Raw genomic sequence first — 20,726 nt, 5'->3', positions numbered from 1 at the left:
ACCGATTGACATTAGGCTCAATTCTCGTTTCTTAATATTCTGTGTAGCTGAGCTTAACTGACGAGGACGATGTCAGACATCAAGTTCAATTCGATGACGCATTTCGAGGCGGTCGCGCGGCTCGGCGGCGTGGCAAAGGCCGCGCAGGAATTGCAGGTGACACCTTCGGCGGTCAGCCAGCAGCTGCGGCTGCTCGAACACCAACTCGGGGTCCGGCTTTTTCAGCGCGAAAAGCGCCATCTCTCGCTCACGATCGACGGTGAGCGGCTCTTCCAGACCACCACCCAGGCTTTCGAATCCATACGCGAGGTGCGTAATGCCATCGTGCGGCAGCGCGAAAGCTTCCAGCTTAGCCTGCGCGTCAGTCCTTCCTTCGGCGAGAAATGGCTGGCGCCGCGGTTGGCCGAGTTCAGCAAGGGCTATCCGAGCTGGAATTTGCGCGTCGACGCCACGCCCAATTTCTCGGATTTCGAAACGGAGGTCATCGATCTCGATCTTCGTTATGGCGACGGCGGCTGGGCCGGCCTTTATTCGGATTGCGTCGTCAACGATCTGATCCTGCCGATGTGCTCGCCTTCCTATCTTGCCGAACTGCGCGCGATCTCACCGGATCCGCGCGAGCAGCTTCGCCATGCGCGGTTGATCGACAGTGTGAAGGCTTATTTCCGGTGGGATTATTGGCTGCCGTGCAACGGTATCCAGGGCGCCCGCATGACGTATCCCTATCGTTTCGACCGTTCGTCAATGTCGGTTCAACTGGCGAAGGACGGTGCAGGTGTGGTCCTGGAAAGCACATCCATCGCATTCGAGGACCTGGTGTCAGGTTCTCTGGTTCCGGTCTCGATAGAGTTCGAGGTCATCGAGTTTCCGGGATACTGGCTGGTCTGTCCTTCGCGGCATATGAACCGGCGCGCGGTTCGCCTGTTTTCGGACTGGGTGTCACGCGTGGGTAAGCGCGACACCGATCTGGCTCGCCGGTTTCTGGCGGATAAGCAACTGCGCATATCGTTCGAACGACGGCCTCATTTCGGGGCACGGGATGACAAAGCGGCGCCAATGGCGTGAACAGTTCGGCGTTCAAGACATGGCAAGACGAAGATTGACAGCACGTTGCGGTTGAGGAGCTGGCAAAACGCAGGCTGTGTGCAAGCGAAGGCGGGTTGGCCGCGCTTTTCCAGCGACCTTCCTCTTTTCCAACCCGACAACGACTGACTTACCTGTTTTCTGACGCAGCCGGAGACGGAGGCACTCAGTTCATACAGCCGTAAATTACCGGCGTCATCGTCCGTGCAACGCTACAGGGAATGCTCGACAGCATTGTAATGCCATTCCGCCGACGCGGCCATGGCTTCAATGAACGCGAGTTTGACGGTAGCGACTAAGCAACCGAACCGTGGCGCCAATGACCTTCTGAGCTTCCTCCCATTTCGGAAGATCTCGTTCCCCAACACGCGTGGCGATCGCGGCCAGTATCCAACCTACGCAGCTGATGTCTTCGGCAGCCTTCAGTTTCTCATGCTGCAGGATGCAAGCTTCAATGCCCGGTCGGGGCGGAGACCCGGGCGTAGTACGCTCAGCGATTAGCTGCAGACCGGCGTCGTAGGCGGCGCAAATTTTAATTCTATCGCCCCTTTCCGATTTCATCACCACATTCGCCCAAAGGGCCAACTCAGTTAAAAGATCGGTTACTTCATCTCTCATTAAAAACTGCCGCTGTTTTCTTCATGAAACGAAATTCCACGATCCAGATAGCGCGTGGCCCGGACAATGAGCGAGGTATTTTCGGGGTTTGTTGTTATCGAGCGAACCACTCCTTCTAAGCTTGCCGAGAATGTTAGTCAAAACGCTCAGTTTGCTCGGCAGGATCGCCGTCTAGACACAGCGGGCAAACATACGCATGCGGTTTCGTTACCACCAAGACCACCGATGGCTTGTGGCAGCGATCACAGGCAAAATCCCGGTGTGCAGTAGGCCAAACGTCATTTTCTATCTTTAGAGCACGGAGCCCCATCGTTTGGCAGCCGTCATCTTGCTGCCAGCCGGCGGAGGGCGCTGGGCTGGCACAGTGGTCTCGGGTTTAATGCGGAGGTATGGGAAAGAGAGGCTCTCCCGGCTCACTGCGCCAGCAATGGTATCGGCACTCACAGGGGCGTCCCAGGTTGATTGGTGGCCCGTAGCGAGAAGACTCGATCGGGCGAGTTTGGCTGATTACTCGCATTCTGACCGCCGAATTCAAGAATAGTGTTGCCCTTGAGATAACTCTTCGCGCTTGAGTTGCACGTATGCAACAGTCACTACCGACCTGCGAGGAGCGGAAAATCCCGAAACCTTGTCGGCGCCGCGAGAGGCCCCTTATTTGAAATCGCGTCTTGGCTTGCGACCTGGATGCCTCGCGCGAATATGCCGGTCTGATGGTACAGACGAAGGCGACTGGTAAAGCGATCGGCAAGGCCGAAGGTTACGTCGCCGCCACAGCCGCTGCTCGCGAGTTCTTGTTCGTGGGCACGATCGGCATCGGGCGGGCCAGACCAAGATCGGCATGGCCAATCTCGCCTACAATCTCACCCGCCCGTATGGCACCAGGGGCGAACTGCGCCCGCATGACGACGAAGGCGGCGCAAACCGCCACCGCGATGCCAAAATCGGCAATCTCAACAACCAACTCCGAAGCGATCGCCGTCATCAGTCCACGCAGAAATCAGCGCGGCCCTACCGGTCCGCGAAACGCCGATAGTACGAGGTGCCCAGGTGGCTGGAGGCCATTCCTATGAAGGTAAAGCCTGACCCTATTCGTGATATTCTGAAGCGCCTGCAGTGGTGCTGGGTCACGTTCGCTTCCCGCGCGATCTTGGCCGTCCATCAACCACGGCGCGTCCTTAGTTCCTCAATATTCACGACACTGTCGAAAATATACCCCGCGCCGCGCTCGGTGCGGATATACTGCGGGCGCGGCGCCTTATCCTGCCCCAACTTACGGCGAAGGCGGACGATAAGAACATCGATGCTGCGGTAGTAGACCTCCTGATCATAGACACGGGTCGCCATCAGAAGCTGCTCACGTGAAAGGACCCGACCTGGGTTCTTGAGAAAGGCCATCAGGAGGTTGAACTCGCCGGCGGTGAGCTTGACGTCAGGATCCGTTCCCCGGCGCAAGCTCCGACGCTTGGTGCTAACTCGCCAGTCATCGAAACGGTAGATGGTGTTTCGGTCACGCTCCGGCCGCTGGCGCATAGCGGCGCGCACGCGGGCGCGGAACTCCGTAAGCCCGAAGGGCATAGTAATGTAGTCGCGAGCGCCGGTTTCGAGGCCAATCACCTTGTCGGCCTCATCTACGAAGTCACCGCTGATGATGATGATCGGAAGATCCCTCTTGGCACCAAAATCTCGAACGAACTGCAAACCGTCCTCTCGGCCGTAGCTCAGGTCGACAATTGCTAGATCAATCGCTTCAGAAGCCATATTGCTGGCGGCCTGCTGGCGGTTTTCGACCGCTCTGATGTTAAACTCATGCTTAGACAAGAAGCCCATAAGCGGTTCTCTCGTCAACGCGTCCTGACCGACGATGAGAATGTTCTTCATGGTCACTTCCTATTGACTGCAGCTTGGGCTGCCGGGGACGGTAGTCAAATTAGTGACGCTCAGCAGGTGGGACAATCTTCATCAGGCGTATTGCGGAATAGCGCAGACAAATAGGTCCTATGCGGAGTTCCTGCTGCGCAACAGTGCCCCCAAAGCCTGCTAGTTTTTGATGGATTGTCCGTCCTCTGCGACCACTCGTTCGGCAGACCGGGTTTATCCCCGCTGAGATTCGTATCGCTCCGGTCCTCTGGCACCATCACTGGAGCGCTTTTGCACCCAACTTCCTCTCCCGGCGGCTCCAATTCAGTTCAGCTTTGTTTCAATTTAAATCGCTGAAAAGTTGACATTCGTATGGATTCGTCGAGATTTATTGATCAGACGCAGAACTCGCCTTGATGTTAATTCCACTGTCTACAGGAAACTCATGATGCCCAACCTTTTATCTAATTCCAATCTCCTTTCTAGACCCATGCTATCCTTTCTTTTGAACTTGCATGTCTTATTGTGCAGATCGCTCAGGGGGCGGAGCTTTCATGAACGGCGGGATGTCCGAGAGCAGGAGAGTGGAGATGAGTAGACTGGTCGTAGTCTCAAACAGGGTTTCGCTGCCCGACGAGCATGGTTCCCCGCCGCCAGGCGGGATGGCGATTGCGCTGAGCGCTGCGCTCCGGCGAAGGCACGGCCTATGGATGGGCTGGTCGGGGAAGGTGAAAGCCGGGGAGGACCCGTCAGGGCCGATCTCACGCCGGGAGGCCGGCGGGATCAATTATGCGCTTACCGATCTCTCGCAGACAGATTTGGACGACTATTACTACGGCTTTGCCAACCGGGTTCTTTGGCCGGTTTTCCACTGCCGAGTCGACCTCGCCGAGTATTCCGAAGCACGAATGTCCGGATATCAGCGCGTCAACCGACTGTTTGCAAAGCTGTTGCAGCCGCTCATCAGCGACGACGACGTCATATGGGTGCACGACTATCACCTGATCCCGCTTGCGAAAGAACTGCGGAACCTCGGCTGCGGCAATAAGATCGGCTTCTTCCTGCACATTCCGTGGCCGGCGGCGGACATCCTCTTCACCGTACCGCACTATGATGATTTGCTACGCGGGCTTTCGTGCTATGACCTCGTCGGCTTTCATACCGATGACGATCTTAGTAACTTCGCCGAATGCTTGCGCCGTCAGGGGTTACCGGACCCCATCACAAACGGTGTGTGCCAAGCCTATGGACGTGTGTTTCGCTGCGGCGTTTTTCCGATCGGCATCGACACGGCCGAGTTCGAACGACTGGCCGAGCAGGCGGCGCGCAGCGAGACTCTGCAGGAGCCCTCTCAAAGGATTCCCGGTTGTAAAGTCGCGATCGGCGTCGACCGCCTCGACTATTCGAAGGGCATCGAGAACCGCATCGTCGCGTTTGACCGCTTCCTGCGGAGCAACGACCACCGCATCGGCAAGACGCAACTGCTGCAGATCACACCGAAATCCCGCACGGAAATACCGGCATATCTGGCGATGCAAAAGGACGTCGCCGAGCGGGTGGGGCGCGTTGATGGCGAACTCGGAACGATCGATTGGATGCCCGTTCACTACATCAACCGGTCCGTTGGACCCAGCGAGCTCGCCGGTCTATACCGCATGGCACGCGTCGGCCTGGTCACGCCGCTCCGCGACGGCATGAACCTTGTAGCTAAGGAATATGTCGCCGCACAGGACCCACAGAATCCAGGTGTTCTCGTGCTTTCGCGTTTTGCCGGCGCAGCCAGAGAGCTAGGCGGAGCGATCCTCGTCAATCCCTACGATCCGGAAGCGATGGCGAGGGCCATCGAAGAAGCCCTGGACATGCAGTTAGATGAGCGGATCGATCGTTGGCGGGCGATGATCGGCCGGCTCCGCGAATACAACGTCTATCGCTGGTGCGACGACTTTCTGTTAGGCCTGGATCAGCGCTGAGCTTTGCCGCGTTCCTGGGCCTAGCTTCGCCAGCATGAGGCTGACCGCGACCAAGTGAATCAGGCAGCATTTCGGCCTCGCTGAGCGATGCCGAATGTGCTGACGCTTAGCGCGAGCACACCGCTTACTAAGACGAGAGGAGAAGGCCGTGGATGAGCTCGCTTGCAGTCGCGAAACTTCAAAAAAGCGGGCGCAGCCGTTTGTCGCGGAACCTCGCGCCACACGGCAGCGGCAAATGCTGGCGTCGATTGACCTGAACTTGCTGTTTGCTCTCGAAGCGCTGCTGGAACACCGCAACGTCACGCATGCGGCTCGACACGTGGGCTTGAGCCAGCCCTCGATGAGCCGAGCGTTGAGGAGGCTGCGTGGCATTTTCAACGACGATCTTTTGGTTCGCGGCTCCATGGGCCTGGTTCCGACCCCGCAGGCCCAACGCTTGAGCCGAATGCTGCCGCCGGTGCTGGATGCGATCCGCGGGATAGTGAACGGCAGTCTTGCCCAAGCCAATTGGCGATCGAAGGCGATAATGGCGATGCCCGATCATCAAGGACTGGTCCTGCTGCCGCGGCTCCTGCCCCGGCTGCGCCAGCACGCGCCTCATCTGGACGTCGTCATCGATCCGCTTCTCTCCGGCGCGATGCGGCGGCTTGAGCTAGGCGAGATCGATTTGGCTATAGGGCAGATTAGCGCCTCGCCGCCCGGATACTTGAGGCGCAGCCTCTACTCCGACCGGTTTGCCTGCCTGCTGCGCCACGACCATCCAGCCCTGGCGCGGGAATGGACAATCGAGAGCTTCGCGGCCTTGCGCCACGCAGCCATTGCCTTGGACTCCAAAGACGGCTTCGGCCGGGTGCATGACGAACTGGTCAAGTTAGATCTCCAGGGTCGCGATCCGGTGTTGGTTTCCAACATCTTGACGGCCGCGTTGGCGATCGCGGCGACCGATCTGCTGTTGATTGTACCACGCCGCGTCGCGACCAGGATCGCCGCCTTGCTGCCGCTAGCGATTATGGATCCGCCTGTGCAATTGACACCCTATGAAGTCGCGCTGATTTGGCACGAGCGTTCCCATCGCGACCCGGAGCATCGTTGGCTGCGCCACGAGATCGCCGTCGCCGCGGCGGCGGGAACTGAGAGCAAAATATCCCAACTGGGAAGGCAAGTGACTGATGAGTCGCCTAGGCAAGAAACGTGATCCGAATCCGGGGCTATCGTCAGGATATGACGGAAAAAGTTTATTGCCCTGCTCGCCCGTTGGGAGGGGAAGCTGGCTCTGCTGTGCCAGCGCATTGAAACCGTGCCGGTTTCGACAATTTGAAGCGAGGCAACAGGGCCAGACGAGAAGGTATCATACGCCCAGCCATCTATATACAGGCCAAAAACCGCCTCTCTTCGACCGCCATTCGGCCGCGCCAAGCCTTCCACAGGCCAGCTTCCCATGGTGTCTGTGAGGTGCCTGCATGCTGGCAGCATATCTTGGCTCGGACCCCGAAGCATGCAAGTCCTTGGCACTAATCGCGAGTTCTCTGAGGCAGATCGATATCCTTGATCACCGTTTATTGCGGGCAGGGCGCTCCGCGCAGATCGTCATCGTCGATTGTCGCGAACCGATTCACGACAAGCACGGGCGTGCGAAGCTCTCGCCCGAACCTGTCAAACTGGCTCTGGTTCTGGAAGAGAGCCTGGATCGACAAGCGGTCTTCTCCAACGGGTATTCCGATTACCTGTTGTGGCCGCTCACCGAGCAGGAAGTTCTGCGCAGACTTACCGCCTGCATCGTTCAGTTCGCGCAGCGTTCTACCCCGCCTTTCTTCTCAGCCGATCCGATCGTTCAGAATTCATGCAGTCTGCTGGCGCAGCGGGTCGATCAGCAGATCACCCGCGTCGAATTGGCGCGAATGGTAGGGACCAACAGGACAACGCTCACCACCCGTTTCGAGACATCGTTTGGCTGCGGGCCAATGACTTGGCTACGGCGCTACCGGATGACGGAGGCTGCTGACCGGTTGCGTAACGGGCATGAAAGCATCGCCAAGGTCGCCGAATCCTTCAGCTACGAGAACAGCAACAACTTCTCCACAGCCTTCAAGGCGTTTCATGGCCTCTCGCCACTGCGCTATCGCAAAATGATACGGCGCAGAGAAAAGCCTGTCTAACGCAAAGGTGGGGGCCGGAGCGAATTGGTATAAGGCGACGCGGGCACGCAAAGATCATCTCATCTCCGAGGCGTTTCCGCGCTTTGGGCACCTTAAGCTCTCGACCAACGCTCATGTCTCACAGCAGGAGGATAAAGCATGTCGAACGCATTTTCAGTGAATGTTCAAGAGCATGAACAGCGCTATTCCAAAGAACACTATGAGGCGGCGTCCGCATTTTTCTACGCCAAGCCCCTTGTTTTGGCCCAGTTAGATGCTGCGCCCCCCAGTGACGACACGATCGCCAACGCTCAAGGGACAGTGCAGTTTCACCTCATCGGCCAAAAAACCGACGATCCGACGTACAGCGGCACCCTCAATGAGAATCAGGACAATCTACTGGCAATAGGAGGAATTATTAACGACTACATGCATACCCATTATGCGAACATCGATGCACAGAAGCTTGATATCAACACATGGACCGATGTTGTTGGCAACATTCCAGATCTCTCTATGGGCAGGCAAAAACTGAAGAGTTTTTCAAAAAAGGTGGCCGGGACGTCGGTCTCAGCTACTTTCCTCTCGCTGATGGCCAAGGCGATCATTACCGACGGGGCATCGTTGCTGCTGGATTTCCAGTCCTTCCTTACAGAAATGGGGAATCTCACCTTCAGTGCAAACGGCAAGGCGCAGCGATACAAGGCGCTGACATGCACCTACCAGAGCTACCTTCTCGATAATGGGGCAGGCGGATATTACGACTACGGAGCAATCGTTCTGCGGCAGATCGAGTTCAAAGAGCACTTCCTCGAGCTGAAATCCTCTTGTTCGTCGACCCACTACGTCCGCGTCGACATGGACTATGCCGAGGTCACCAATCTTGTTCAGACCCGTCGGATCCGCAAAGGCGGCCCCGATCACGAAAACTTCCAGGAGCTTGTGAATAAGAACTCCACCGACCAGTTCAAGAAGGCCAAGAACTTTTTCAACGGTGGCTCGACGCCGCAACAAGACATCAAGCCGCAGGTCTGATCGTCAGGCCTTTGATCGCGAAAGCAGCGCACCCAACCAATAGCGTGGATTTGGACGAACGTCGCCCGCATCATGGATGCGATAGAGCGGTCCGGTAAGCCCTTGCGAACTACCGATGCTCTGTCGCGCCCCCGGTGCCGGCGAACTCCGGTCCCGCTTCCATAGGGAAGCAGACATGAACCCATTCGCAAAAACAGCTGCGGGCCTTTTCCTGGTGATCGGCCCGCAGAGCAGCCAACCGCTCGAGGCGGAGAGGATTTGCTCTGCCATGGTCCAGAAACTATTCGAAGACCAAACCCGGACTCTGGATTCTCGAGCATGGCAGAATGCCGCGCAAATGGTACCGAACCAGGTGGAAACCGCCACGACTTCAAGAACGCTAAACCGCACGATGGACGTGGCGGAATTGCCCAGTGCCTTTGCGTCAATTTGCGCGAATGCCGCCGACGGCAATGAAGCTGGCGTCGGTCTGGCAAAGGCAATCCGTAGCTATCTGAGCAAACACGGCGAACCGACGGCGTTCAATTGCCTCGTCCTAGATCAATCCGACTCCGCGGAAGTCCGTCTATCTTTAACCTGCCTTGCCGTGGTCGAAGTTGGAAGCGCTGACAGTCTCGCCATCACCTCGATATTGCTCTCCGCATCGCTGAACCTGTCAAACGAGCAAACGCAATCCACTATCGCGCAGGTTTTCGGCCGTTTCAGCTGGCCGAGCGACTCACCGTACTACCTGCGCTTGTTCTCCAGCCGGCGGTCCCATAGTCAGAGACGTAGCGACATTCTGCAATAGACCCAAGGGCAAACAGAGGAATAGCTGATTGCGTCTGCGCCGCGTTGGTGGCTGCGGGAAATGACATCAAAAGGCTGCGCGAAGAAATAGCGTGGGAGGGCGAGGTGACCGTATAAACTGCGCATTTTCCATATAATTTCGGCCTTCGGGGAGACGGACTATGCACGATATTATCGACGTCCCGCAGAACGTCGGCGATTTTGCTGTGTGCTTGGCAGAATCTGGCGTCAATACAGTAATCCGGTACTACAACCATCGGAATAGTACACCATTTCCCTCAAAATGTCTGACAGGGGAGGAACTCGCCGCCCTTCATGGTGCTGGAATATCGGTAGCTGTGGCCTTCGAGCAGCGGGGTGGCGCGGGCGGCAATATCAGAGACTTGCATGGTGCGGCTGGAGAGCGAGACTCCGGTCGTGCGCTTGATCTGGCCGCCGCGTTGGGACAGCCCGAAGGCTCCGGAATCTATTTTGCAGTCGATTGGGACTACCACACACCACAGCATCTTGCAGGGGTAGCACCCTACTTCAGGAGTGTGCGGAATGCGTTGGCTGGCCGTTATCTCGTTGGCGTTTACGGATCGGGCACGGTCGGACACCACATGAAGCGCCAGGGGCTGGTGGACCATATATGGCTCTCTGGCTCGTTGGGATGGTCCGGAACGAGACAAGCGCTCAAGCAGGGGGATTGGTCGCTTTTCCAAAAGTTTATGGAAAAGCGTTCCGAGATCGGGGGCTTCGGATACGATGGAAATGTCGTCAATCCGGCCCTTGAAAACTTTGGTCAATTTGGGCCGGCAGGTACTCTCCCCTCTCGCGACGCGAACGAACGTCTGCGTTGTTCAAAGTTGCTGCGCGAGGAGCGCTAAATCTTCGCTCCCGGCCGGCCAAGAGCTTTCGCATGGTCGATTCCTCACGAACGGTACAAGGCGCGCCCACGCCTTGTCAGGCTGCACCGGAAGCTTCTCCCGCTGCGTCTTCGTCATCGATATCCCGGCATCGTTCATCCCTTCACAAACCGCTTGCCTTACGGCGCCATAATGAAAGAGGATTATGAAAGGCTCCGCACCTGTATTCTCGTGGACACCCTCGGCCTTCCATAAACGACCGTTTGCGAAAGGAACCAGAGTGCTGATCGGCTACGCCCGCGTGAGCAGAGGCGACGACCAGTCGAACACGGCGCAGGCCAGGGCGCTCGCCGATGCCGGGTGCAAGCGTATCCTCAAGGAGGAGGCCTCCGGCGGTCGCTGGGAGCGGCCGGAATTGCACAGGATGCTTGATCATTTGAGGGAGAGCGACACTGTCGTCGTCTGGAAGCTCGACCGTCTGTCTCGCTCACTCAAGGACGTTCTCACGATCATGGAGCGGATCGAAGCCACCAGCGCCGGTTTCCGCTCGCTGACAGAAGCGATCGACACGACGACAAGCCGGCCAGTGCCGGAACCGAGCGGCGCCGATCGTGCTGGTGAAGCGCCGTGACAGCTGCGGCGTTGCGGCGGGCGTGGCGCCGCAGCACGAGCGGCTCGGTTTCATGCTGCCCTACACGCCGTTGCATCATCTCTTGCTGCGGGCGCTGGACGGTCCGGTGGTGATGACCTCCGGCAATCGCTCGGGCGAGCCGCAATGCACGGACAATGACGAGGCGCGGCAGGAGCTTGCCGGGATCGCCGACTTCTGGCTGATGCACGACCGCGAGATTGTCAACCGGCTCGACGACAGCGTGGTGCGATTCGACGGGCACGGCATTTCGGTGTTGCGGCGCGCGCGCGGCTTCGCGCCGGAGCCGCTGGCGCTGCCGGCGGGCTTCGATGGCCCGGTCAGGGCGCTGGCTGCGGGCGGCGACCTAAAGGCCGCGTTCTGCCTGGCGGGCGACGGCAACGCGCTGCTGTCGCAGCATCTCGGCGACCTCGACGAGCTGAAGAACCAGAACGCGTGGAGGCAGGCGTTGGGGCTGTATCGAAGCCTGTTCGACACGAAGCCGGACCTCATTGTGGCCGACCGGAATCCGGGCTACCGTTCGACCCAGCTGATGTTACTCTGCCGGCGATGGTGATGAGGGTTTCGGCCAGGTGCTAATCATCATTGGCCGCTTCCTGCGCAGTCGTCGAACGTACGCGGGGCCGAACGTCTTCCCCCCACGGGTCTTTCCAAATCGTCACGCTCAACCTGTCTCAAGGGAGATCGTTGTCATCTCCTGATGCCGAATGTCTCAATTTTCCCAAGTTTGGCAAAATTGAATCGCAGACTTTTGCAGCGTGCGAAGGTCAAGCAGTTTTGCGACAGTAGCAAAGAGCCCGAAGCCATCATCCGGCCTCGGTGCTCCAATATATCGCCGCTAACGCCGGATGACGATAATCCCGGCCAGTGCGATGAGAATGATACCGAGCATGGAAGCCGCATCCAGACGTTCCGAGAACAGCACGACGCCCCATAGCACAGCGAAGGCTAGATATGAAAAGTCCCAAGTCGAGATGATCGAGGATGGTCCCAACTGGTAGGCGATGGCCGTGCCGACGCTGCCGATCAGCATCGTCATGCTCAAAAGCCCGATCAGCGCGCATTGGGTCCAGCACATTGGAATCCACGCGCCCATGAACAGGCTTTGTCCACCCTCGCTCCCTGCCATCACGGTCGCCAAGCTAGCGCTGCCCCCGAGAACGATCGCTATCAGGTTGAAGATCAGCGCCAAAACGAAGGGGTTTTCGCCACGGCTCTTGGTGCGCGTCAGCACCATCGCCAGAGCGTAGAGAATTGCAGAAACCAGCGGCATCACGGCATGGATGCCAAGGTCGCCGGCCTGCGGCTTCTGCATGAGCAGCACACCGATGAAGCCGAGGGCGACTCCGACCCAACCTTGCATCCCGACAGGTTCCCTGATCCAGAAGGCCGCAAAAAGGGTAATGAACAGCGGGATCGTGTAATAGACCGCCGCCGCCATCGAGAAATCGAGGCGCGGTAGCGAAGCGTAATAGATCAGCAGGCTCGACAGAAGCAGGCTGCTTCGCACGATGGCCCAGCCAGGATAGGCTGGGCGCAACGACACCTGCGGAAAGCGCCATTTCAGGATCGAGATCAACAAGGGCAGCGTGACGCAGGACCGCAGGAAAATGAACTGCGACAGCGGCATGTCCGAGATCGTGACCTTGATGATCGCATCCGCGATGGAAAGCGTCAGGTCCGTGAAAACCATCGCCGCAATGGCGATGCCCACCCTGTCCGCCTTGGGGGCCGTCTGACTGATCGACATTTTTCGCGTTCCCTGCTTCGGGTGCCGAGGCTACCGAGCCAAGAACGTTCCAACAATTCCGATCATACGGAAATTTTGTCCGTGTTATTGTACAATGAGCAACGACACGAGAGAGGATGCGTCGCTTTGTACAGCGTGGACGACATGATCCTTCTGGCCGAAGTCGCCGAAACGGGCAGATTTACTCGCGCCGGGGGGCGGATCGGGATGCCCAAATCCACTGTCAGCCAGCGCATCGCCCAGCTTGAAGCACGTCTGGGGCTGCGGCTTCTCAATCGCTCCACCCGGCACGTAAGCCTCACCGGCAGCGGCCAGGTCTATCTCGAATACTGCCGCCGCGTTCGCGCTGAGGTCTCGGCCGCGGACATGGCGTTGACCAATCTCAAGGAACAGCCTGTCGGGACGCTGAAGATCACCTGCCCAGAGGTAACTGCCACCTATTTCATGCCGACCTTCCTGCACGGATTTACCACGCAGTTTCCCCGCATCGCCGTCGAACTGATCGCCACAAACCGGCATCTCGACGTCATCCGCGAGCGGGTTGATTTCGCTTCTCGCGTTGGCACGACCACAGGTCAGGACCTGATCGTGCGGCGTGTCTCCTCGATTAAACGGGTTCTCGTCGCCGCTCCAGCCTATCTGGCGGCTGGCAGTCCTCTTCAGGAACCGACCGATCTTCTAGATCGCCGCTGCCTGGTGCATGATGCGCAGCCCGAATGGGTGTTCTCGTCAGACGACACACCGATCGTCCTGCGGCCTCCGCCGGCTGCGACCTCGGATTCTATGGGGTTCCTGCTGCAATCCTGCATCGCGGGCGGCGGGGTCGCACTCCTTCCCGCTTACGTGTGCCAGCCGTCCGTGGCGGTCGGCCGCCTTGTGGAGTTGCTCCCGGGCTGGGAAATTCCACCCTATGAAATGATGCTGATCTTTCCCAACCTGAAGAACCAGTCCAAGGCGCAGGCCGCATTCCGCGATTATGTGAATACCTTCGACTTTTCAGCGTTTGCCGTTGGGCGATAACTAGAACTTCTCAAGTCCTACGGTCGCATTGTTCCGTGTCGTGGAATGTCTAACTGGATCGAAAGCCGGACCAGGCATGGACATGAGCCAGTTTGCAAAAAGCGCGGCAGCTTTGTTCCACGGCGTTTCTTTGAGCGAAACAAGATAGACGTTACCGGGGCGTTGATCTTCCCCAGGCAGGAGCTCAACCGGTTGGCCGCGGCGTACCTGTTCGCTCGCCGTGCCAATCCGACCCAACGCTATTCCGCTGCCAGCCAAGGCAGCCTGCCTCATCATGAGGTGGTTGTCGAACACAGGACCCGGCAGCCCCTTCCGACACGTTTACCCCGAAGTGCTGGAACCATTGCTTCCAGTCGAACCACGTCTTGTCATCAACCCTGGCATGCTTTCTTTGGGTTGCCCTTACAGTGGGGTAATCACAACAAAACCCGGTGCGGCGGTCAAGCCGCCAGAATGAGCTCGTTTAATGAAGCGCCAGCCTCCGGCTGCGGGAGAAAGGGAGTGCCGTGCCTCAGGACATCCGTGTCACCATCGTGCTGACGGCCGTATCGATGGCATCCGTCGTGGACGGTCCATGGTAACGATCATGACCGGACCTTCAATTCATTCGGGCCACCGCACACCTCTCGGTCGAGGCGGCGCATGAGGCAAGCCACAAGGCATGGGTGGGCAAAAGCGGCTTACAGCACTACGAGCGCATGCTCCGCTCCGATGACTTCAACGAAGGTGCCGTCGCCTTTTCGGAAAAGCGCAATTCCGAGTTCAAGGGGAAGTAGCCATGGACGCGGTAACCACAACGCGCGCGGGTCTACTTGGACAGCACCGTCTGGCACCGATGCTGGACACCCGCTCCATGGTGGTTGCCGGGGTGTCCGGCAGGGAAGGCTCATTCGGCTTGCGGCTGGCCCAGTCCGTCGTCAGCGCCGGATATTCGGGGCGCATCCAGTTCATCGATCCGCGTCAGACCGAAATCCTGGGGAGGCCATGCTTCGCCGCCTTCGCGGACGTTGACGAGGCGCCGGATCTGGCGGTGCTTGGTGTCGGCCCCTAACGCGGCCGCTTCGGCAATGCCGACGCTTCTGGTGGCGCGCGGATGCCGACAGAGGAAGAGCGTGGGTGGGCTGCGGTGGCGGGTGAAGGTCCGGGAGAGAGTCTCCCGGCGCCCGCCGAGGAGCTCCAACCATGACACAGATGGAAATTCACACGCCCACCCGCAACGAGCGTGCCGGTTACAAGGTCGACGTCAGCCGCGGTCAGCGCATCGGCCGCGTGTCGTCAGAATGGTTCAACCGGCCGGCGGATGAGCGATACCTGTCGCTCACCGACCTTCGGAATTCGGTGAAGGCCCGGTCGGAGCGCAGCAAGACCCGCATCGTCGAGAGTGAGCTGATCCGCGTCGAGGCGAGCCGCGACGATCCGGAGCGCCTGAGGTTAATGCTGCCCGATGCGCCTGCCCCAGTTGCCCCCACGCATTGGAGTTTTGGCCAACTCGCCAGCCTGGTAGGTGCACCGGCCACCTATCTGCGCCAGCTTCCGGCCCCGCTCGCGGCGATCAACCTTCAGCACGGTCTCCTCAACCGCCGCGCCGAGCAGGTGAAGACGCTGGAAATCGAGAACGGACGCCTCGAGCTGCGAGCGGTTACAGGTCCGGACTATGGCAGGATTTTCGATGAAGAGCTGATCGCGGCCGTCCAAAAAATCGCCGGCAACGGTACCGGCGACACCCGCTGGAAGATTCCTGGCGTGCTCGACTGGTCAACGGGAATCTACAATCCGAATGTCGACATTTCCAATGCCACGACGACGATCTATGCGTCCGACCGTGATGTCTTTGTCTTCCTCGTCGACGACCTGAATCCGATCGAAGCCGGCAAGCTGCCCGATGGCTCGCCCGACGTCTTTTTCAGGGGGTTTTATTGCTGGAACTCGGAGGTCGGCGCCCGCACGCTTGGAATCGCCAGCTTCTATCTACGTGCAGTGTGCCAGAATCGTTGCCTCTGGGGCGTGCAGGATTTCCAGGAAATCATTATCCGGCATTCCAAATATGCCGCCTCGCGTTTTGCCCTGGAAGCCGAGCCAGCGCTGATCCAGTTCGCGGAGTCTTCGCCCATGCCGTTCGTCAATGGCATCAAGGCTTCGCGGGAGCGTGTCGTCGCTCGGGACGACGAAGATCGCCAGAGCTTCCTGCGCAAGCGCGGCTTCTCCAAGGCGGAGACGACGAAGATCATCGATGCCGTGCTTTCGGAGGAAGGGCACCCGCCCGCCTCGATTTTCGACTTCGTGCAGGGCATTACACGGGTGGCGCGCGACAAGCCGCATCAGGATGTTCGCCTGGAGATGGAGGGCAAGGCCAAGAAGCTTCTCGATCTGGCAGCATGATACTGCAATGCTGCGCGCGGCGGGAGTAGGTAACGTCACCGGGCTGCTGATGCCGCCAGTTTCGAACATGTGCATCGCTGCGGGGCGCAGCACACGGCCTGCGCTGCCGGTCTGGCAAACACATCTCTCAGTCTAAGTGTGCGCCGCACAAAATCGCAATGCTGCTATGCACAATTAATGTTTCTCGGCTGCGCGGAAGGGAGTAGTCTGTCGATATCGAGTTTCGTCCGGGTCACCTCCTCCCGACCTTGGCGACCAGGGACGGCATTTATTCCTCCCGAATGCTGTCGTCCAAATCAAGCCCGCCGCACCTCCTCCCGCGGCGGGCTTTTTCGTTTGCGAGCGGCGGCTTCTGGCAGCCCGATTGCAGGAAACGAACGCGGAGGTCCGTCAGTCGGGGAGGTTGAACCGTTCGATGGTGATGGTACGCGCGACATCCACGGTAATCTCCAGCACTTCGTTCCATGCCTCCTCCCCACCGAGCTCGGAAAGGGCGAGATGAAAGAGCCTGTGCTGGAGATCGAGGCTCATCAGGCCAGGGGCGGTGTTGAAGGCGACCAGCCCGACATGCAGCTCCTCGCGGCGATAGAGGCCGCGAAAGTCGGTCGTGTTGTGCGTGACGAGCACATAGCCGCCCTGCGGCCGGTGCGTGCACCGGCGGTGATGGCTTTTGCAGGGTTCAGGCGGCGCGCCGTTCGGAGGAACGCGAACCGTCTCGACCAACCCCAGTGATGGCGCGGAGGCGGCGGCGAGCGGCGGAATGTCGTCGAGCATGTCGAGCGCGACGCGACCGCGCGCCGGGTCACCATATGGTCCTTGGCGCCGGCGAGGCCCAGCCAGCGCACATGGCTCGACTCTGGAAAACCCCGTTCGCGCGCCAGTTTCGCAAGCTCTGGGCTCAGGCATTCGTCGATCAGGAATTTCACGAAACGGCCGGCAGATCGTCGAGACGGATTGTGCGTGTCGACTTCGCCGCCGTGCTGCGCCACGCCGGCTTGACCGGCGGACGGCCACGCCGCGGATAGGCGAGCGCATAGTCGGCCGCGAGCCTGATCCGGTCGAGAGTCAGTTGCGGATAGGCGGCACGGATCGTCTCGGGAGTATCGCCATTGGCGAGCATGTCGGCAACGTCATGAACAAGCACGCGTGTTCCCACAAAGGCCGGCTGACCGCTAAGTACCGCTGGATCGCGCGCCACCATGGCCTTGGCTTTCCTCAGCCGGCTGAGGCCGGTCCTTACCCCGGCAGTGATCGGCTTCAGGTCGACCTTAAGCGGATCGTCCGCGACTACGGGCGCAGCATCATCGGCAATGGCGTGCTCGACGATCCGCCGCCGCGCGGCAGGCGTCAGCGTCTCCGCCGTCAGCCAGGCGAGGCGTAGGCCGACGAGACCCGCTCCGATGATGACGCGGCTGCCGCGGCGTGTCTCGACACGGCCGCGCAGCAATCCGGCATCGATGATGCGATGCACCTGCTTGAGCGGCACCTGCGTTACCGCCGCCGCCTCATTGACGGTGAGCACTTCGCTGCTAAACCCCGGCATGACAATAATCCTTCCACATTCGTGGAAGATATATAGCCATTCTGCCTTCCGCAGTCCAGCGAAGCTTTGCGGCAGCCGGCGGCGTCCGTGCCAGACGCCCGACGGGAGGCAGAGGGGGCGGGGAGGTTTCCTGACGGGCTTGGAGGTTCGGGGAGAGGCCCCGGCCGCCCGTCATGGAGAACCTGACCATGGCAAAGAACGCCATTCAGAAGATCGCGATGAACGCCGCGGAGAACATTCCCTATGACAAGCTCAGGCTGTCGCAGAAGAATGTCCGGCGCATCAAGGACGGCGTGTCTATCGAGCAGCTGGCTGATGACATCGGGCGGCGAAAGCTCATCCAGAGCCTGAACGTCCGTCCGATGCTCGACGGCGAGGGCGAGGAGACCGGCACGTTTGAGGTGCCGGCCGGCGGTCGTCGCTATCTCGCGCTCGGTATCCTCATCAAGCAAAAGCGCCTGGCAAAGAACGAGCCGATCCCCTGCATCGTTAACCGCAGGCAGGAGACCTCGGCCGAAGAGGACTCGCTTGCTGAAAACCTGCGGCGCGCCGATCTGCATCCGCTGGACCAGTTTCGTGCCTTCAAGACGCTAAGCGATCACGGTCTCGATCCGGACGAGATCGGCGCCCGCTTCTTCGTGTCGCCGGCGACGGTGAAACAGCGCCTCAGGCTCGCCTCTGTGTCGCCGAAACTTCTCGACCTCTATGAGAAGGACGAAATCCGGCTCGAACAGATCATGGCGTTTTCGATCTCCGACGATCATGCGCGCCAGGAGCAGGTCTGGGAGCGGATCTCCAGCTCGCACACGCAGGAACCGTATTACATCAGGCGTCTGCTGACGGAGACCACCGTTCGCGCCGATGATCGCCGTGCCGTCTATGTCGGCGCCGAAGCTTATGAGGCTGCCGGCGGGGTCATCCTTCGCGATCTCTTCGAGCAGGATTCCGGCGGCTGGTTCCAGGATGCCGCACTTCTCGAGCAGCTTGTCTTCGACAGGCTGAAGGTGGATGCCGAGGCGATCCGCGCCGAAGGCTGGAAATGGGTGGATGCGGCGATCAGCTTTCCCTATGGCCACACCTCCGGGATGCGGCGCATCTACGCCGAGGCGCAGGAGCTCAGCGCCGAGGAGATCGAACGCTACGACGCGCTGAAGGCCGAATACGACAAGCTGGATGTGGACTATGCCCAGGCCGAGGATGCCGACGAAGCAATCGAGGCGAAGCTCGACCAGCTGGGTGCCGAGCTCGATGCGATCGATGATCGTCCTCAAACCTACGATCCCGCCCAGAAGGCCATTGCCGGTGTGTTCGTTACGCTTGCCGCGAACGGCAAACTCCAGGTCGACGCCGGTTTCGTGCGGTCCGAGGACGAGCCGCGGACCGAAACCGGCGACGTCGATGTGGGCGAGGAAGGGGGCGCCGCCGGCGGAACGCGATCCAATGGCGACGACGATGGCGATGGTGTTGTCGTCAACGGCGAGCCGGTGAACGACACCTCTGGCGCCGACGGCGAGGATGATGACATCAAGCCACTGCCCGATCGGCTCGTCTTCGACCTGACCGCGCAGCGCACGCTGGCACTGCGCAACGCGCTCGCCGGTGACGTCGACATCGCCATCATCGCCGCACTCCATGCCTTCGTCCTGCAGGTCTTCTATCGCTTCGCGCCGGACACGTGCCTGGAGATCAGCCTGAAGAGCGGCAGCTTCAGCCAGGTCGACGGTCTTGCCGAGACATCCTGGGCCAAGGAGATCGCCGAGCGGCACGAAGCCTGGGACCGCGATTTGCCCGATGAGGCGGAAGGCCTGTGGGACTTCCTGTTCGGCCTCGACGAAGCAAGCCGCAAGGCGCTGTTCGCGCATTGCGTCTCGCTGACCCTCAATGCGGTGGTCGAACCCTGGAACAGGCGACCGAAGGCGCTCGAGCATGCAGACATGCTTGGCCGCTCGCTCCAGTTCGACATGGTCAACGCCGGCTGGACGCCTACGGTCGAGTTCCTCGGGCGGCTCACCAAGGCGCGGATTCTACAGGCTGTCCGTGAAGCTCGTGGCGCAGACTCCGCGCAGCTGATCGACCACATGCAGAAGGACATCATGGCGCGTGAGGCCGCGCGTCTTCTCGAACGGTCGAACTGGCTGCCCGAGCCGCTGCGCGTTGAGGTCGATGAAGTTGCTACCGATTCTGGCGATGCGATCGCCGGCGACATGTCGGACGAGGCGGCTCTCGACGGCGATGCCACCGAGCTGCCGGCCTACCTCGCCGACGATGCGGATCCGTCCTCCGATGAGCCGGTGACCATCGACGGCGGCGAGGCGGATCACCTCCAGGCCGCTAAATAATCGGCCTCACGCTCGCACCGGGCCCGGCACTCCCGCCGGGCCCTTTTTCGTTTTCCGACATGGAGAAACCCGCATGTCCGCACATATCGTGTACGAATCCGCTCCTCTGGGGAGCGTTATCCGGTACCGCTCCGGCACCGCGAAACCGCCGGCTCGCTTCACCAAAAAGCTCGCCGCCTGGGAGAGCCGCAACGGCGTCGGTCGTTTGGTCAGGAAGGAACCGCCGCGCGAGCGCGCGACCTATAGCTCGCCGGCTTACTTCACCCTGCATGAGGGTGATTTCGGGCAGGGCGGCATCATCGTCGTCTCGGTCAGGCGCACATGGTCCGTTGAAAGCGACCTGCGTTTCGAGGTCATGGAGCGTTCCATGATCGGCATGGTCCGCGTCCTGCAGGAACTCGGGGACAGCCCGGAACTGCTCTATCCCGCCAAGGATCGCGAGGCGGCCGAACGCTGGCTCGCCAGCAATTCGTACAGCCGAGCCTATCTCGAAGAGGTCTCCGCCGATGAGGTCGGCGCCGACGTCATTGAGGGCCGCGCGGCCGCCTGATCGCCTCACCCCATAGAACCACTCCGACCACAGGCCCGGGGTGGCGCCGGCGGGGCCCGGGCGGTTTCAATTAAATGGGGGAGACAAGTTAGGCCGGGAAACAAACTGGGTGTTTTTCAAAAAAGAACGGGGCGCCCCACAGGGTATTGGTGTTAGGCGGG

General features: G+C 59.9%; 19 protein-coding genes and 1 pseudogene. 14 read left to right on the top strand and 6 right to left on the bottom strand.

Annotated elements, in window-relative coordinates; translation table 11 throughout:
• Positions 1 to 69 precede the first annotated feature (69 nt).
• A complete protein-coding gene (locus NKJ93_RS32840) occupies positions 70 to 1,065 on the top strand; it encodes a LysR substrate-binding domain-containing protein (protein ID WP_023722450.1) in 996 nt (331 codons plus the stop codon).
• A gap of 1,393 nt (positions 1,066 to 2,458) precedes the next feature.
• Here NKJ93_RS32840 and NKJ93_RS32835 read toward each other — a convergent pair.
• Entirely contained in the window at positions 2,459 to 2,683 is a 225-nt protein-coding gene (locus tag NKJ93_RS32835; RefSeq protein ID WP_023722452.1) for a hypothetical protein, read from the bottom strand.
• Between the two features lie 176 nt (positions 2,684 to 2,859).
• A complete protein-coding gene (locus NKJ93_RS32830; RefSeq protein WP_352451776.1) occupies positions 2,860 to 3,579 on the bottom strand; it encodes a winged helix-turn-helix domain-containing protein in 720 nt (239 codons plus the stop codon).
• Positions 3,580 to 4,148: 569 nt separating this feature from the next.
• Between NKJ93_RS32830 and NKJ93_RS32825 the strand changes: the two genes are divergently transcribed.
• The 8 genes from NKJ93_RS32825 to NKJ93_RS32790 all read left to right on the top strand — a co-directional run bounded on the left by NKJ93_RS32825 (position 4,149) and on the right by NKJ93_RS32790 (position 11,540).
• The gene (locus NKJ93_RS32825; RefSeq protein WP_352451775.1) at positions 4,149 to 5,528 is read left to right on the top strand and encodes an alpha,alpha-trehalose-phosphate synthase (UDP-forming); all 1,380 of its coding nucleotides are present in this window, start codon (positions 4,149 to 4,151) and stop codon (positions 5,526 to 5,528) included.
• A gap of 235 nt (positions 5,529 to 5,763) precedes the next feature.
• A complete protein-coding gene (locus tag NKJ93_RS32820) occupies positions 5,764 to 6,723 on the top strand; it encodes a LysR family transcriptional regulator (protein WP_352451826.1) in 960 nt (319 codons plus the stop codon).
• Positions 6,724 to 6,988: 265 nt separating this feature from the next.
• Positions 6,989 to 7,684, top strand: coding sequence for a helix-turn-helix domain-containing protein (locus NKJ93_RS32815; RefSeq protein WP_352451774.1), 696 nt, complete (start codon positions 6,989 to 6,991; stop codon positions 7,682 to 7,684).
• A 138-nt stretch (positions 7,685 to 7,822) separates the two neighbouring features.
• Positions 7,823 to 8,698, top strand: a complete 876-nt coding sequence (locus tag NKJ93_RS32810) for an Evf family palmitoylated virulence factor (RefSeq protein ID WP_352516224.1) — start codon at positions 7,823 to 7,825, stop codon at positions 8,696 to 8,698.
• 175 nt (positions 8,699 to 8,873) lie between these two features.
• On the top strand, positions 8,874 to 9,488 hold the full coding sequence (locus tag NKJ93_RS32805; RefSeq protein WP_352516225.1) for a glutamate acetyltransferase: 615 nt from the start codon (positions 8,874 to 8,876) through the stop codon (positions 9,486 to 9,488).
• Positions 9,489 to 9,648: 160 nt separating this feature from the next.
• Positions 9,649 to 10,356 (top strand): DUF1906 domain-containing protein, encoded by a 708-nt coding sequence (locus NKJ93_RS32800; RefSeq protein WP_023722459.1) that lies wholly within the window; start codon positions 9,649 to 9,651, stop codon positions 10,354 to 10,356.
• A 259-nt stretch (positions 10,357 to 10,615) separates the two neighbouring features.
• Positions 10,616 to 10,966 carry a recombinase family protein gene (locus NKJ93_RS32795; RefSeq protein WP_023722460.1) on the top strand — a complete coding sequence of 117 codons (351 nt, stop codon included), beginning with the start codon at positions 10,616 to 10,618 and terminating at the stop codon, positions 10,964 to 10,966.
• Positions 10,947 to 11,540: a Sua5/YciO/YrdC/YwlC family protein gene (locus NKJ93_RS32790; RefSeq protein WP_352468591.1), complete on the top strand. Its 594-nt coding sequence runs from the start codon at positions 10,947 to 10,949 to the stop codon at positions 11,538 to 11,540. Before NKJ93_RS32795 ends, NKJ93_RS32790 begins: the two co-directional genes overlap by 20 nt.
• A gap of 282 nt (positions 11,541 to 11,822) precedes the next feature.
• Here NKJ93_RS32790 and NKJ93_RS32785 read toward each other — a convergent pair whose 3' ends face one another.
• Entirely contained in the window at positions 11,823 to 12,734 is a 912-nt protein-coding gene (locus tag NKJ93_RS32785; RefSeq protein WP_031195147.1) for a DMT family transporter, read from the bottom strand.
• Between the two features lie 135 nt (positions 12,735 to 12,869).
• On the opposite strand from NKJ93_RS32785, the gene NKJ93_RS32780 reads away from it, so the two are divergent.
• The 3 genes from NKJ93_RS32780 (at position 12,870) to NKJ93_RS32770 (ending at position 16,133) form a co-directional block, all read left to right on the top strand.
• A complete protein-coding gene (locus NKJ93_RS32780; protein ID WP_352468593.1) occupies positions 12,870 to 13,754 on the top strand; it encodes a LysR family transcriptional regulator in 885 nt (294 codons plus the stop codon).
• Positions 13,755 to 14,532: 778 nt separating this feature from the next.
• Positions 14,533 to 14,805 carry a CoA-binding protein gene (locus NKJ93_RS32775; protein ID WP_031195148.1) on the top strand — a complete coding sequence of 91 codons (273 nt, stop codon included), beginning with the start codon at positions 14,533 to 14,535 and terminating at the stop codon, positions 14,803 to 14,805.
• Positions 14,806 to 14,936: 131 nt separating this feature from the next.
• The gene (locus NKJ93_RS32770; protein ID WP_352468590.1) at positions 14,937 to 16,133 is read left to right on the top strand and encodes a DUF932 domain-containing protein; all 1,197 of its coding nucleotides are present in this window, start codon (positions 14,937 to 14,939) and stop codon (positions 16,131 to 16,133) included.
• A 390-nt stretch (positions 16,134 to 16,523) separates the two neighbouring features.
• On the opposite strand, the gene NKJ93_RS32765 is transcribed toward NKJ93_RS32770, so the two are convergent.
• From NKJ93_RS32765 to NKJ93_RS32755, 3 genes and pseudogenes are all read right to left on the bottom strand, one after another.
• Positions 16,524 to 16,907: a hypothetical protein gene (locus NKJ93_RS32765; protein ID WP_352468595.1), complete on the bottom strand. Its 384-nt coding sequence runs from the start codon at positions 16,905 to 16,907 to the stop codon at positions 16,524 to 16,526.
• A gap of 17 nt (positions 16,908 to 16,924) precedes the next feature.
• Positions 16,925 to 17,059 (bottom strand): annotated as a pseudogene (locus NKJ93_RS32760) (DUF5615 family PIN-like protein); the annotation flags it as partial.
• Positions 17,056 to 17,676 (bottom strand): DUF433 domain-containing protein, encoded by a 621-nt coding sequence (locus tag NKJ93_RS32755; RefSeq protein WP_352516226.1) that lies wholly within the window; start codon positions 17,674 to 17,676, stop codon positions 17,056 to 17,058. The gene NKJ93_RS32755 and the pseudogene NKJ93_RS32760, both read right to left, overlap by 4 nt.
• A 188-nt stretch (positions 17,677 to 17,864) precedes the next feature.
• Here NKJ93_RS32755 and NKJ93_RS32750 point away from each other — a divergent pair, with 188 nt between their 5' ends.
• Together NKJ93_RS32750 and NKJ93_RS32745 are read left to right on the top strand one after the other, a co-directional pair.
• Entirely contained in the window at positions 17,865 to 20,015 is a 2,151-nt protein-coding gene (locus NKJ93_RS32750; RefSeq protein WP_352549719.1) for a ParB/RepB/Spo0J family partition protein, read from the top strand.
• 73 nt (positions 20,016 to 20,088) lie between these two features.
• Positions 20,089 to 20,565 carry a UCP036055 family protein gene (locus tag NKJ93_RS32745; protein WP_352468587.1) on the top strand — a complete coding sequence of 159 codons (477 nt, stop codon included), beginning with the start codon at positions 20,089 to 20,091 and terminating at the stop codon, positions 20,563 to 20,565.
• Positions 20,566 to 20,726 lie beyond the last annotated feature (161 nt).

The organism is Mesorhizobium sp. M0028, assembly GCF_040323855.1.
In the GTDB taxonomy this organism is placed as follows: Bacteria; Pseudomonadota; Alphaproteobacteria; order Rhizobiales; family Rhizobiaceae; genus Mesorhizobium.
Note: the sequence above shows the minus strand (reverse complement) of the source record. Positions and strands in the feature narration are given on the sequence as shown.